Annotated in this window: 16 protein-coding genes and 1 pseudogene; 10 read left to right on the top strand and 7 right to left on the bottom strand. The window is 35.2% G+C overall.

The window, feature by feature from the left end:
* Positions 1–149: 149 nt before the first annotated feature.
* Positions 150–839, bottom strand: coding sequence for a prepilin peptidase (locus G577_RS0105175; RefSeq protein WP_038024336.1), 690 nt, complete (start codon positions 837–839; stop codon positions 150–152).
* A 167-nt stretch (positions 840–1,006) separates the two neighbouring features.
* Between G577_RS0105175 and G577_RS0105180 the strand changes: the two genes are divergently transcribed.
* The 4 genes from G577_RS0105180 to G577_RS0105195 all read left to right on the top strand — a co-directional run bounded on the left by G577_RS0105180 (position 1,007) and on the right by G577_RS0105195 (position 3,483).
* Complete coding sequence (locus G577_RS0105180; protein ID WP_028790283.1) at positions 1,007–1,480, top strand: Dps family protein; 474 nt, start codon at positions 1,007–1,009, stop codon at positions 1,478–1,480.
* 199 nt (positions 1,481–1,679) lie between these two features.
* Positions 1,680–2,123, top strand: a complete 444-nt coding sequence (gene rplM, locus G577_RS0105185; protein ID WP_028790284.1) for a 50S ribosomal protein L13 — start codon at positions 1,680–1,682, stop codon at positions 2,121–2,123.
* A gap of 15 nt (positions 2,124–2,138) precedes the next feature.
* Positions 2,139–2,531, top strand: a complete 393-nt coding sequence (gene rpsI, locus G577_RS0105190) for a 30S ribosomal protein S9 (RefSeq protein WP_028790285.1) — start codon at positions 2,139–2,141, stop codon at positions 2,529–2,531.
* A gap of 214 nt (positions 2,532–2,745) precedes the next feature.
* Positions 2,746–3,483 carry an alpha/beta fold hydrolase gene (locus tag G577_RS0105195; RefSeq protein WP_028790286.1) on the top strand — a complete coding sequence of 246 codons (738 nt, stop codon included), beginning with the start codon at positions 2,746–2,748 and terminating at the stop codon, positions 3,481–3,483.
* Positions 3,484–3,559: 76 nt separating this feature from the next.
* On the opposite strand, the gene G577_RS0105200 is transcribed toward G577_RS0105195, so the two are convergent.
* The gene (locus G577_RS0105200; RefSeq protein WP_028790287.1) at positions 3,560–4,036 is read right to left on the bottom strand and encodes a GNAT family N-acetyltransferase; all 477 of its coding nucleotides are present in this window, start codon (positions 4,034–4,036) and stop codon (positions 3,560–3,562) included.
* A gap of 161 nt (positions 4,037–4,197) precedes the next feature.
* Here G577_RS0105200 and G577_RS0105205 point away from each other — a divergent pair, with 161 nt between their 5' ends.
* Positions 4,198–4,950, top strand: a complete 753-nt coding sequence (locus G577_RS0105205) for a DeoR/GlpR family DNA-binding transcription regulator (RefSeq protein WP_028790288.1) — start codon at positions 4,198–4,200, stop codon at positions 4,948–4,950.
* A 69-nt stretch (positions 4,951–5,019) separates the two neighbouring features.
* Here G577_RS0105205 and G577_RS0105210 read toward each other — a convergent pair whose 3' ends face one another.
* Genes G577_RS0105210 through G577_RS0105220 form a run of 3 tightly spaced genes read right to left on the bottom strand, consistent with a single transcriptional unit; the run spans position 5,020 to position 7,255 of the window.
* Positions 5,020–6,429, bottom strand: coding sequence for a PTS galactitol transporter subunit IIC (locus tag G577_RS0105210; RefSeq protein WP_028790289.1), 1,410 nt, complete (start codon positions 6,427–6,429; stop codon positions 5,020–5,022).
* A gap of 24 nt (positions 6,430–6,453) precedes the next feature.
* Positions 6,454–6,759, bottom strand: coding sequence for a PTS sugar transporter subunit IIB (locus tag G577_RS0105215; protein ID WP_028790290.1), 306 nt, complete (start codon positions 6,757–6,759; stop codon positions 6,454–6,456).
* Positions 6,752–7,255, bottom strand: coding sequence for a PTS sugar transporter subunit IIA (locus G577_RS0105220; RefSeq protein ID WP_028790291.1), 504 nt, complete (start codon positions 7,253–7,255; stop codon positions 6,752–6,754). Before G577_RS0105220 ends, G577_RS0105215 begins: the two co-directional genes overlap by 8 nt.
* Positions 7,256–7,439: 184 nt before the next feature.
* Between G577_RS0105220 and lacA the strand changes: the two genes are divergently transcribed.
* From lacA to lacD, 5 genes and pseudogenes are all read left to right on the top strand, one after another.
* Complete coding sequence (lacA, locus tag G577_RS0105225; RefSeq protein ID WP_028790292.1) at positions 7,440–7,868, top strand: galactose-6-phosphate isomerase subunit LacA; 429 nt, start codon at positions 7,440–7,442, stop codon at positions 7,866–7,868.
* A 30-nt stretch (positions 7,869–7,898) separates the two neighbouring features.
* Positions 7,899–8,414 (top strand): galactose-6-phosphate isomerase subunit LacB, encoded by a 516-nt coding sequence (gene lacB, locus G577_RS0105230; protein ID WP_028790293.1) that lies wholly within the window; start codon positions 7,899–7,901, stop codon positions 8,412–8,414.
* Positions 8,414–9,130: pseudogene (locus tag G577_RS12435) on the top strand (HAD family hydrolase). The gene lacB and the pseudogene G577_RS12435 overlap by 1 nt, the downstream one beginning before the upstream one ends.
* Positions 9,096–10,028 carry a tagatose-6-phosphate kinase gene (locus tag G577_RS0105240; RefSeq protein ID WP_028790294.1) on the top strand — a complete coding sequence of 311 codons (933 nt, stop codon included), beginning with the start codon at positions 9,096–9,098 and terminating at the stop codon, positions 10,026–10,028. The pseudogene G577_RS12435 and the gene G577_RS0105240 overlap by 35 nt, the downstream one beginning before the upstream one ends.
* Before the next feature lie 14 nt (positions 10,029–10,042).
* Complete coding sequence (gene lacD, locus G577_RS0105245; RefSeq protein WP_028790295.1) at positions 10,043–11,023, top strand: tagatose-bisphosphate aldolase; 981 nt, start codon at positions 10,043–10,045, stop codon at positions 11,021–11,023.
* A gap of 265 nt (positions 11,024–11,288) precedes the next feature.
* Here lacD and G577_RS0105250 read toward each other — a convergent pair whose 3' ends face one another.
* Positions 11,289–11,777, bottom strand: coding sequence for an arginine repressor (locus G577_RS0105250; protein WP_028790296.1), 489 nt, complete (start codon positions 11,775–11,777; stop codon positions 11,289–11,291).
* A 205-nt stretch (positions 11,778–11,982) separates the two neighbouring features.
* Entirely contained in the window at positions 11,983–13,146 is a 1,164-nt protein-coding gene (locus tag G577_RS0105255) for an NAD(P)-dependent malic enzyme (RefSeq protein WP_028790297.1), read from the bottom strand.
* Between the last annotated feature and the right edge of the window lie 180 nt (positions 13,147–13,326).

The raw sequence follows: 13,326 nt of genomic DNA on the forward strand, positions 1-13,326 counted from the left end.
CATGCACCAAAACCAGGTGACACAGTGAAAAATGGTGACACTCAATACTTTACTCCTGATTTTGCAGTAAGAATGTAAAAAGAAATGAGAATTTAAAGCTGCCGAAAATTTCGGCAGCTTTTTTTGGCTGTAACGACTATTTACTTTAATTATAAGAAATGAACAATGAACAAACCAAGGCTTAAAAATGGAACAAAAGGAAGTTGTAATGTTTTAATTTGTTTTGTAGTAGTAAGTGAGATTCCCCAATAGATGACAAGAGCTAAAGAACTAGCAACAAATAAAAGCTGTGTTAATTCAATTATTGTAAGCCAAGGCGCCCAAAATAAGAGTAAAAGTAGATCTCCCATCCCCATGGCCTCTTTTAGAAATAAAATAATGATACTACAAATTAAAAAATAAAGTATGACGCTTTCCCAATAAATTGGCATTTTAAAAATTAGAAATAAACTAATTAAACCTAGGTGAGTTGGGTAAAAAATCTTTGGTTCTATTATTAAATAATAAATATCCGTTAGGGAAAGAAGCAAGGCAACTGTTAACCAGCTTAAAGTGAGAATACATTCTTTTGTTGAAGGTTGATTAAAGCTGAAAGTAAAAATAAAACCGGATAAGACTTCTGTGATAAAGTAAGTAACTGGAATTTTTTTATGACATGTTCTACAGCGAAATTTTAACAAAATAGAGGAAATAATAGGGATCATCTCCCAAAATTTTAGCGTTCTTTGACAATGAATGCACTGTGACCTTGCAATAGTGAAAGGTTGTTTTATTGGTATTCGTTCTGCGATAACGCAAAGAAATGAACCAAAACAACTTCCTAATATATAATAAATCATCAAAATCCCTCCTTTTTTCTTTCTCAAAGATAAATACGCAAAAAAGTGAGTTTTTATTTTTTGATCGAATTTTCTATTTGAGAAGCTTTCTCAAATAATGAAATTTAATATATTTTTTTTCTTATTTATACTATGATAAATATATCAAGATAAAGGAGGAACTATACATGAAGTTTGAAAGAACTAAGGAAATATTGAATCAATTAGTTGCAGATTTAAGTCAATTTGCCGCTGTGATTCATCAAGCCCATTGGTATATGCGAGGACCTGAATTTTTAACACTGCATCCAATGATGGATGATTATATGGATGAAATTAACGACCAGCTAGATGAAATTGCGGAACGTTTGGTCGCATTGGATGGTTCTCCTTATTCCACATTGCAAGAATTTGCTGATCATACGGGGATCAAAGATGAAGTTGGCACTTGGGATCGTTCAATGAATGAACGATTGGAAACTTTAGTATCTGGTTACCGTTATTTGGCAGACCTTTATCAAAAAGGGATCGAAGCTTCTGGTGAAGAAGGCGATGATGCCACACAAGATGTCTTTATTGCTTATAAAAGAGATATCGAAAAAAATATATGGATGATTCAAGCTGAACTTGGTCATGCGCCCAATAATGACCCAGCTCAATAAAAACTATTAAATTTAAAGGGAATCTATGATAACTTACTCATAGGTTCTCTTTTTATATGATTTTTTTTATTATTAAAAGAAAAACATTGACTTTATGCTTTTTTATAGGTATCATGTTAAATGGTATTGTTTGCCCCACAAGAGCCCCGGAAACTCAAGTGTATGTCAAACATTCGAAATTGAATTGGAGGAAGAAATCTTGCGTACAACATATATGGCTAAACCAGACGAAGTAGATCGTAAATGGTATGTAATCGATGCAACAGATGTTTCTTTGGGACGTCTTTCTACTGTAGCCGCATCGATCCTTCGTGGAAAAGATAAACCAACATATACACCTCATGTGGATACAGGTGATAATGTTATCGTGATTAATGCAGATAAAGTAAAATTAACAGGTAAAAAAGCAACTGATAAGAAATACTATCGTCATTCTCATTACCCAGGTGGATTGACATCAACTTCAGCAGGTGAAATGCGTGCTAAGAATTCTCGCCGTTTGGTTGAAACTTCTGTCAAAGGAATGCTTCCTAAAAATCCTTTAGGACGCGCTCAAGGAATGAAGTTACATGTTTATGGTGAAGCAACTCATCCGCATGCTGCACAAAAACCAGAAGTACTGGACATTACAAATTTAATCTAATAGGAGGGAACCTTATTGGCACAAGCTCAATATATCGGCACTGGTCGTCGTAAAAACGCAGTTGCTCGTGTGCGCTTGGTACCAGGCACTGGCCAAGTTACTATAAATAAAAAAGACGTTGAAGACTATATTCCACACGCTGACTTACGTGAAGTAATCAATCAACCGTTTGCTACTACTGAAACATTAGGTACGTATGATACTTTTGTAAATGTAGACGGTGGTGGTTACGCAGGACAAGCCGGTGCGATCCGTCATGGGATTGCTCGCGCTTTGTTGGAAGTAGACCCTGACTTTCGTTTAGCGTTAAAACGTGCTGGTTTACTTACTCGTGATCCACGTATGGTGGAACGGAAAAAAGCCAACCACAAGAAAGCACGTAAATCTCCACAATTCTCAAAACGTTAATCAATTCTTTATTGTATCGACCTTTATAAACAATTTTTGGTTTAAATTGGTCCAAATTATTAATTTAATAAAGAGCTTAATCGTTTTAAAGCACCAGCAAAGCGCTGGTGCTTTTTTTATCCATTGATTCAATTTTTGAAAGATGTTGAAAAAAATAAAATGATTCGTATGAGCAGAAACAGTACAGTACGGAGGAGAAACGAGGTATAATTTTATGAAAAAATGGGCATTATGGCAAAAGATCATAGGAATTATTTTATTGACTGGGATTATTTTATTTGGCGTTGGTGCCATTTACGTACATCAAAGTACATATACAGCTTCTGAAGTAGCACAGAAGCAAAGCGAACAAGCAACACATGAAAAGGATTATGATCTCTACTCTGATGGACAGACAAGTAAACTGAGCATTATCTTCTATCCTGGCGCTTTTGTCACGACTGAGAGCTATAGTCAGTGGGCCACTCAAGTCGCTTCAGCAGGTTATAGTGTCTATGTATTACATATGCCCTTAAACCTAGCTGTTTTTTCTAAGGACGCTGCACAAGAGGTTATTGAAGATTCTCCAGAAGAAAGGTTTGTTTTAGCAGGGCATTCCCTTGGTGGAGTAATCGCTAGTCGCTTTGCAGCGGAACATTCTAAAGAAATAGACGGGCTTATCTTTTTAGCTAGTTACCCAGATGAAAAAGGAACATTAAAAAATACAGATTTGTCTGTTCTTTCAATGACTGCTTCAAACGATGAAGTATTGGATTCGACAAAATATTATCAAGCAAAAGACTATATGCCAACGCGCACAACATCTGTGGAAATAAAAGGAGGAAACCACGCAGAGTTTGGCAGTTATGGTGCACAAAAAGGAGATGGAAGTGCAACGATTTCAAATAAGGAACAACAAATAAAAATTAGTACTTATATAGTCGAATGGTTGGATAGTTTAGAAGAAAAGTAATCTAATCATTTTTTAGCGAACACTTTGACAAAAGTATCGATTTTGTTGTTAATATCTTATAAGTTGTTAGGGTCCATTAAGTTAGTTTTTTACAATACCAAAGATCCATAGCGCTATGATCACTTTCAATTAAAGGTTGATTTAGTAGTTTAAAGCCATATTTTTCATACAAATGCCAAGCGTTTGTTAAACTTGTGTGAGTTTCAAGGTAACAACCCTGGTAATGTTGAGCTGCAAAACCCAATGCGATAGACATTAGCTTTTTAGAAAAACCTTGTCCTTGAAAGTTACTGTCGACATATAATTTCTGTAGTTCACATATTTCAGGAATGTCTTCAAGTGGGGCGATCCCCACCCCACCGATAATTTTATTTTGTTGTTCAATAACCCAATACTGCGCATCAGTTAGCTGAGAATAGTAAAAAGATAGTTGCTGCAAATAAGGGTCAAAATAAGCTGTTCCTGGTTTATCTAAACCAGCTGAAATTAAAGAAGATTGAATCAATTGAGCCAATTGTTTATTGTCGGCTTCCTGTAAAGTTCTAATAATCATTGAAAGTCTCCTTATTTTAATATTTTTCTAGTATAGTAAGCAATTAAGGCCTATTTGTCAATAATTATGTAAATTTCCTCTAAAAATGTTTATTTTTGTTTTAAATTCTTGTTTGTTTTTGTAAAATATGAATAAAGAGAACTATAGTTAGGAGTAAATCAATGTTAAAAGAAGAGCGTTTGGACGCAATTGTTGCTTTAGTTGACCAAAAAAGAGCGATTAAAGTGAATGATATTGTAGACCGATTAGGGGTTTCGGATATGACTGTGCGCCGAGATCTTACAGAACTAGAAAAAGCGAGTCGTTTAAAAAGAGTGCACGGCGGAGCTCAGACGTTGAATACCTATCGTCCTGAAGAATTATCGCATGCTGATAAACAGATCATTAATAAAGAGGAAAAACGAGAAATTGCTCAAAAAGCTGTTCAACTGATTCAAGAAGAAGAAACGGTTTATTTAGGACCTGGAACAACGATTGAGTTATTAGCAAATATCATGGAATTTGATAATCTACGAGTGGTAACGAATTGTTTGCCGGTATTTCAAACTTTAAGTAAAAAAAGAGGAAATATTAAAGTGTACTTAGTTGGAGGTGAAATGCGAGCTCTAACGAAAGCCTTTTTTGGGGAAATAACAAATAAAGCTTTACAAGATATGCATTTTCACCGCGCTTTTTTTAGTTCCAATGCAGTTAAAGGAAATGAAATTATGACAGCCACTATTGAGGAAGGACAGACCCAAGCAATTGCTTTAGACAATTCTGTGGAGCGCTATTTATTACTTGATTCTTCCAAGGTTGAAAAAGAAGATTTTTATACCTATTATAATCTACGTGATGTAACTGCCGTGGTAATGAACCAAGATGACTATGATACTTATCAGAAAGTAGAAAAAGAAGTTCAAGTCATTGTTTGATATTTAATACAAAACACACAGACTTGTGATAACGTAACTATCAAAAGTCTGTGTGTATTTTATAAAGAATTAATTTTCTGCTTTTTCAGCTTTATAGGCAGCGTTACGTTTATTCATTTCATAACGATACCACATGAATATCAATAGATAAGCAATAAGGCCAAGAGCTGCATAAATAATAAATTCAATTTGGCCTTGAGAAGCGTTACCTACAAGATAGCCGAGGAATTTTTCCATTGGTCCTTCCATAGTTGTTTGAGAAATCAGTTGGTTACTGGCGACACCTTCAGGGAAAGCTCCGATATTTTTAGCCATATTGGTAACAAATGGAGCTGCTAAGGTACCAGCCCATAAGAATACAGGCAATTCAATGGCGCCGATGACAATCATGCGGATAATTCTACCTCGGGTAACCACTAGTAACGCCGGGGTAACACCCATAGCTATAATACCTCCCAGAGGCAATAAATAATTGCCTGGTAATACGATGGCTTCTAATAGCATGATCGGTGCTAAGATGTTAGCTGCTGCCCAAATTTCAGCACGCCCAGCTAAAAATGGCCAATCGAGACCGATATTTAAAGTACGTCCCTTTAAACGTTTGGAAGCAAAGTCGGTAATTCCTTGGGAAAGAGGCTCAATGGAATCAATGAACCATTGTCCAATAAGAGAGAATAGCTCCAAACTGACAGCGGCAGTAAAGGACAATTCAAAAATTTCTGTGGGGGTTTGTCCGGCAAGTAATCCCACAAATATACCTAGGTAAATACCTATGGCAAACTTGGACCCCCAAAAGCCTACTTTGTTATTTAATTTCGCGGCATCAAAATCATACTTATCCAACCAAGGAAAGATCTTATCAAAAATTTTATCAAAAACCATAATAATTGGATTCATCATATAATTCATGTGTGTTGTAGTCATTGGATTGTTGTCTGGCGCATCTAGTAAATCATTGAAAGTCGGCTTCATTAGATCGGAATTAATAATTTTAAAGATGCCGATAAAAATAACTAGGGCGGTGGCGATTAATAAATTGGCACCACACCAAATAGCAAATAAACCAACAAAAGCTAAATGCCAAACATTGAATATATCAACATCTAGCGTATTAGTCTTTTTCCATACGAGCATAATAACATTGAGAATCACTAAAATTAATAGAAAATAAAGCGTATACGGAGAGCCCCAAGTAATTGTTGCTAAGGGGGCCCATCCTACGTCAGTAATATTTAAAGAAAGTCCTGTACGTTCGACAAAGTCTGCCATAGCTGATGAAAATGAATTCGTCAACATGTCAATAATTGCACCGATCCCAGTGATGGCAATACCAAGTTTTATCCCGCCTTCTAACGCGCGTGTCGGTTTAACCTTAAATGCTAAAGCGATAAGCGTTAAGACAATTGTCATCATTGGGGCTGCGCCTAAATCGATCAGCGGTTGAAAGATTTTGTTGGCTATTTCTATAATAGTACTCATGTCATATTCCCCCCTCTTATCTAATTACTTTTTGCCAAGCTTTTTAATAGTATCTTCTAACTCTTGATAAACTGGCTCAGCCATTGTAGGAATACGGTAAAGGATCGGACCAGCATCAACAACAGGAATATTAATATCAAAACCAAGGTCTGAATTCGCAATTTGTGTGAATATATCATAATGTTCTAATTTGTCTTGGTTGATATCTTTGATCATAGTAGTATCTACTGAGACTTGGTATCCTCTTTTTTTCATTTCGTTTTCTAGCGCACTTTTAATTTGGTGACTTGAATTTACTCCGGCTCCACAAGCTGCTAATATTTTAATCATTTGCGATTACTCCTTTAAAATTATTTTTTAAAAAATTAAACAAATCTTCAGTATCTTTCATTTGCAAAAAAGCGGCTAATTCATCTTTATCACATGAATTAATAAAATCCATAATGGATGCAAGTAAACCAGTTTGTTCTTGGCCATCTTGGTTTAATATCATAAATAAAAATGATACAGGTAATTCTTCTTTTGGATGAATCATATTATAGAAATACACAGGATGATTTAACTTTATTGGAACGATTCCGCTAGTTTTAACAAATTGACTCTCAGTATGAGGGATAGCAATATTAGGTAGACTTGAATCTACTGGTGTTAAGTCAATTCCTGTTGGATAAATTCTTTCTCGTTCGCATAAATTTCTCAGAAAATCTTTTGTTACACAATTTTGTTTTAATAAGTCTTGGTACACTTCCCTAAAAATATCTTCCTGATTTGTTTTATTTGAAATATAAATACGATCTTTTGTAAATAAAGTATCAAATGCGATCATTGGAAACCTCCTTTCGTTTGCTAATGTTTAACTACAACCGCTTTCATTTTTATTATAAATCTTTTTGTTTACTTATCAATAAAAAATAAGCATAAATAAACGATTTTAGAAATTTTTGTGTTTACAAATGTTTGTTTGTGTTTTATTATAAGCTTGGATTAAGAAAAATAAAGGAGGCTATAGTATGAAAGTCGTTATTGGTGCAGATAAGGCAGGAATGGAATTAAAGGAGTATATCAAATCTTACTTGCTAGAAGAAGGGTACGAAGTTGTTGATAAAAGTGAACAAGCTTCGGTGGATTTTGTCGAATCAGCTTTGGCTATTTCACAGGAATTATTAAAAAACGAAGAGAATCTAGGGATTGCTGTAGATGCTTACGGTGCAGGTAGTTTTATGGCAGCAACAAAAGTCAAAGGGATCATAGCAGCAGAGGTCTCTGATGAACGGTCCGCTTTTATGACAAGAGAACATAATAACTGTCGGTTAATTACTTTAGGTTCTGAAATTACAGGAAAAGCGCTAGCAAAAAAGATTGTAAAAGAATTTTTAAATGCAAGTTATGATGGTGGTAGACATCAAGTCCGCGTAGATATGCTCAATAAAATGGCATAAGAGTAAATTAATAGAAAGAAGGAGCTATTTATGAAAATTGCAATAGGAAACGATCATATTGTAACAGATACTAAGATTGCTGTTTCAGACTTTTTGAAATCAAAAGGGTACGAAGTATTAGATGTAGGTGCTTATGATTTTACGCGTACACATTATCCTATTTATGGCAAAAAAGTAGGCGAAGCAGTAGCTAATGGCGAGGCTGACTTAGGCGTATGTATATGTGGTACGGGCGTTGGGATTAATGTTGCGGCAAACAAAGTTCCTGGTGTCCGCTCTGCTTTAGTTCGTGATATGAGTAGTGCTATTTACGCTAAGGAAGAGTTAAACGCGAATGTTATTGGTTTTGGTGGAAAAATTGCAGGAGAGTTTTTAATTTGTGATACGATTGAAGCCTTTATTAAAGCTGAATATAAAGAAACAGATGAAAATAAACAATTGATTGCTAAAATTGACCATATAGAAAAAAATCATCCTGAACAAGAAAACGAGCATTTCTTTGATGAATTTATTGATAAGTGGAATCGCGGGGAGTACCACGATTAATGTTGGATTTAACACAGAAAAGTGTCATCTTTTTTGACATGGACGGTTTGTTGCTGGATACTGAAAACCTTTATTATGAGACACGTCGGCAAATTTTAAATAAGTATGGTTACTCGTATACTCAAAAGCATCATGCCCGTTATATTGGAAAAGGTTTTACTGATACGATTTGTCGGTTAAAAAAATTCGTTGGAGATGAGAAGCTTGGGAAACAGGTCTTTACAGAATCGATGGAATTGTTTCAAACAGCTATAGAAAATGAGAAATTGCCATTAAAACAAGGTGCGCTCCAACTTTTAACAATGCTGAATGAGAAGGGGAAAAGTTGTTATTTAACTTCGTCTTCTTCTAAAGAAATTATTATGCAAGCGCTACAAAAAACATAGATTGAAGGTTCTTTCGATAAAATAATCAGTGGTGAAGAAGTAAATAGAAATAAACCTATGCCAGATATTTATTTACGAGCTGTGGAAATAGCGCAGACGAATAAAAGAAAGGCATTAGTGTTTGAAGATTCAAAAAGTGGAGTAGAAGCTGCTTTTCAAGCAGGCATAGACGTTATCATGGTGCCAGATTGGTTACCACCGAGTAAACAAGAGATGGATGAAGTTACAGCTGTGTTGCCTAATTTGGAGGAAGCACTTGTATTTTTCACAGAGCGAAATAATAGGAGGAAACCTAATGATCATTTCGATTACCATGAACCCTTCTGTTGATATTTCGTACCCGATGGAAGAATTTACATTGGATACTGTAAACCGAGTAAAGAATGTAACGAAAACAGCGGGAGGGAAAGGGTTAAATGTTGCTAGAGTATTACACCAAACAAAGGCAGAAGTTTTAGCAAGTGGCATGATTGGTGGTCATTTAGGTGAATTTATTGAAACAGAATTAGATAAAGAAAAGATTCAACATCACTTTTTTGCAATTAACGGTCAATCACGTAATTGTATTGCAATTTTGCACGAAAAAAAACAAACAGAAATATTAGAACAAGGTCCCGTCATTACTGAAGAGGAAGCAGAACATTTTCTAAAATATTTTGAACAGTTAATAGAACAAGCTGATCTTCTAACTTTTTCGGGGAGCTTGCCTGCTGGATTATCTGATGATTACTACGCAAAATTGATTCATTTATGTAATAAAAAGAATAAAGACGTTATACTAGACTGTTCAGGAAAGGCTTTACAAGAAGTGTTATCAAAAAAAGATAAGCCTTTGTTGATTAAACCCAACAAAGAAGAGTTAGCTGCTTTAATTGGGAAGCCTGTACAAACTAGTGTCGGCGAATTGAAAAATATTTTAAGTTCCTCGTTGTTTGACGATATTGAATGGATCGTCGTTTCTATGGGGAAAGATGGTGCATTTGCTAAGCATAAAAATACATTTTATCAAGTAACTATTCCTAAAATTGATGTTATTAATCCGGTAGGTTCAGGGGATGCTACGATTGCTGGGTTCGCACAATCTTTAGCTAATTACCAAAGTGATGAAACGATACTAAAGCATGGGAATACTCTAGGAATGTTAAATGCTCAAGAGAAAATTACAGGTCGCGTAAACATGCAAAATTATCACAATTTAGTCGATCAAATCCAAATAACACAAGTTTAATGAGGAGATACAAAATGGCAGAAAAGCGAAGCTATATCAAGCAAATTAGTAATGATAAAAATATTATTAATGCATTAGCGATTGATCAACGTGGTGCACTTAAAAAAATGATTAATAAATACCAAGATGAACCAGCGAGTGCTGAACAAATTAGTAAATTTAAAAAAATTGTTTCTGCGGAACTAACACCTTATACTTCAGCAATTTTATTGGATCCAGAGTATGGTTTATCAGCTGCCCAAGTCAAAGATGTAGATGCTGGAGAATTATTAGCTTATGAACAAACTGGTTACGATACAACTGTTCCAGGTCGATTACCTGACCTTTTACCTAACTGGTCAGTCAAACGTTTCAAAGAACAAGAGGCAGATGCCTGCAAGTTTTTACTTTATTACGATGTAGACGAATCGGATGAAATTAATCAACAAAAACAAGTTTTTGTTGAAAGGATTGGGGCAGAATGCAAAGCTGAAGAGCTTCCGTTTTTCTTAGAAATTGTGACTTACGATGCAGCCGTTGCAAATCATCGCACGAAAGATTTTGCATTGAAAAAACCTCATAAAGTAAATAATGCAATGAAAGAATTTTCAAATGAACGTTATGGGGTAGATGTATTGAAGGTTGAAGTCCCTGTCAATATGGAATTTGTCGAAGGGTATACTACAAAAGAGGTTGCTTATACTCAGAAAGAAGCACTGGATCACTTTAAAGAACAAAGTCAGTCTACAGAGCTTCCTTTTATTTTCTTAAGTGCTGGAGTGAGTGCAGAGATGTTTCAAGAGACGTTACGGTTTGCTAAAAAAGCTGGTTCAACATTTAATGGGGTTCTGTGCGGACGCGCTACATGGGCAGATGGTGTTGAAATATTTGTTACCAAAGGCGAAGAAGAAGCTAGAAAGTGGATGAGAACGCAAGGTAAAAACCATATTGAGACGCTAAATGAAGTATTATGTGAAACAGCAACACCACTAAATTTTGAATACAATTATAAATAAAGTAGAGTTTATAAGCAGACAAATTTAAAATTCTAATATAGATAAAATAAGAACTATCCAACGATAATCGACTACGATTTTCAACCTTAGTGGACCACAAAAATAGTCTACCATGGTTTTAAGAGTAATTGATTTAAAGGTTGGATAGTTTCTTATTCGGAGCTTATAAATCATCCATTACTCGCAATAGAAAAACGCGCGAGGTAATTTCCTAAGTGATTACCAAAGTAAATCAGCGTTTTACCTATGCTTATAACATAAATAATTAACTTTCGATAGTTTCTTCTGTTTGCTTATTCCAAATCCTATTCAAATAATTTTCCGTTTCTATTGCATGTGCTTCGTCTGGGACTATTAATACGACTGTATCAAAGCCAGCAAGCGAACATTTTACTTCGGGAAGGTGAGTTTCATCAATTACTGCTGCTAATAATGAAGCGTTATCCGGAAGTGTATGAACAATAGTCAAGAATTGGACGTGTTCAATTTTAGTTACCACATCATTAATTAGGTTTACTAACTTTCCTTGCTCTGTTTGATTTTGTGTTTGAGAAGAATGGAATAAAGTGAATTTGAATTCTCCGCTTTCGTCGATCGTTTTAATGATTTCTAACTCCCTGATATCTCTAGAGATAGTTGCTTGGGTAACATCTACGTTTTTTTCTTGTAAGCGATCCAACAAGTCTTCTTGAGTTCGAATGGTGTATTGATTAATGATTTGTTTAACTAATGATTGTCGCTCATTTTTATGCAATCTATTCACCTCTACGCGTATTTTCATTCATTTTGATTATAGCAGAAATGAAAATAAAGGGCTAGTTAATAAAATTTAAAACTCAAGGTGACTGCATTAATAGGTCTTAGTTGCAAACTTATGACTAGGAAACGAGCTTAACAGAAAATGCTTGGATTTTTTCTCGTGTTCATTTATACCACAATCTCGCTTTTTTTATGAAGAGCTAATCCTCATTGTTTGCTGCGTTTTGTACAGCATTTGCGACTATTTGAACAACATTTTGGTTAAAAACGTCTGGGAGAATGTAATCTGTAGTTAATTGTTCGCTAGGGACTACCTCGGCAATTCCTTTGGCCGCAGCAATTTGCATTGTATCAGTAATGTCACGTGCTTTGGAATCTAAAGCGCCGCGAAAGATTCCAGGAAAGGCTAAAACATTATTGATTTGATTTGGAAAATCGGAGCGACCTGTCCCAACGATAAAAGCGCCTCCCTTTTTGGCCTTATCAGGCATAATTTCTGGTGTTGGGTTGGCCATAGCAAAGATAATTGGTTTTTTATTCATATCTTGGATCCATTCTTTTTTTAGAACGCCAGGAGCTGAGACACCAATAAAGACATCTGCCCCTTTCAATGCTTCGTGCAAATCGCCTTTTTGATGGTCTTTATTAGTTAACTTGGCAATTTCTTTATGGCGTTTTTCAAGGTTAGAGTCGACTTTTGAGATAATCCCTGTTTTATCAACAAGTTTTATGTTTTTAGCACCAGCTTTTAAGAATTTCTTTGTAATAGCAATACCAGCTGCACCTCCGCCGTTAATTACGATATGAGCGTTTTCTATTTTTTTATTGGCTAATTTCAAAGCATTATACAAAGCGCCTAAAACGATAATTGCTGTGCCATGTTGATCATCGTGAAAAACTGGGATGTCAAGTTCATCTTTCAAGCGTTGTTCAATTTCAAAACAGCGAGGAGCTCCAATATCTTCTAAATTAATTCCTCCAAAAGAAGGCGCGATCGCTTTGATATGAGAAATAATCTCCTCAGTGTTTTGTGTATTGAGACAAATAGGGATTGCGTCTACACCAGCGAATTCCTTAAATAAAACTGCTTTTCCTTCCATAACTGGAATAGCAGCTTCGGCTCCTATATTACCTAACCCCAATACAGCAGAACCGTCTGTTACGACAGCGATCGTATTTTTTTTACCTGTGTATTTATAAACCTTTGATTGATCCTCATGGATAGCAGTGCTAACAGCAGCAACTCCTGGAGTATAAGCAACAGCCAAGTCTTCCATGCTTTTGACATCTACTTTGGAATGTATTTCCAATTTCCCTCCGTTTTCTTCACTAATCCGTAATGCCTCTTTTTTTGCATCCACCATTTATTAACACTCCTTTCATTGATATTGATTGATTATTTATTTACGAACTTCTCAAACGAATGCTTGCATTGGGCAAAATGTTGGTAAATGACAACTAAAGTATACCAATAAAACTCATTTACAACAAGTTTGTTAAAGCTTATAGAGCCGGTTTATTTGCAATATATGAAAAGAATCTTT

The sequence above is a fragment of the Tetragenococcus muriaticus DSM 15685 genome (assembly GCF_000423785.1).
GTDB classification, from domain to species: Bacteria; Bacillota; Bacilli; order Lactobacillales; family Enterococcaceae; genus Tetragenococcus; species Tetragenococcus muriaticus.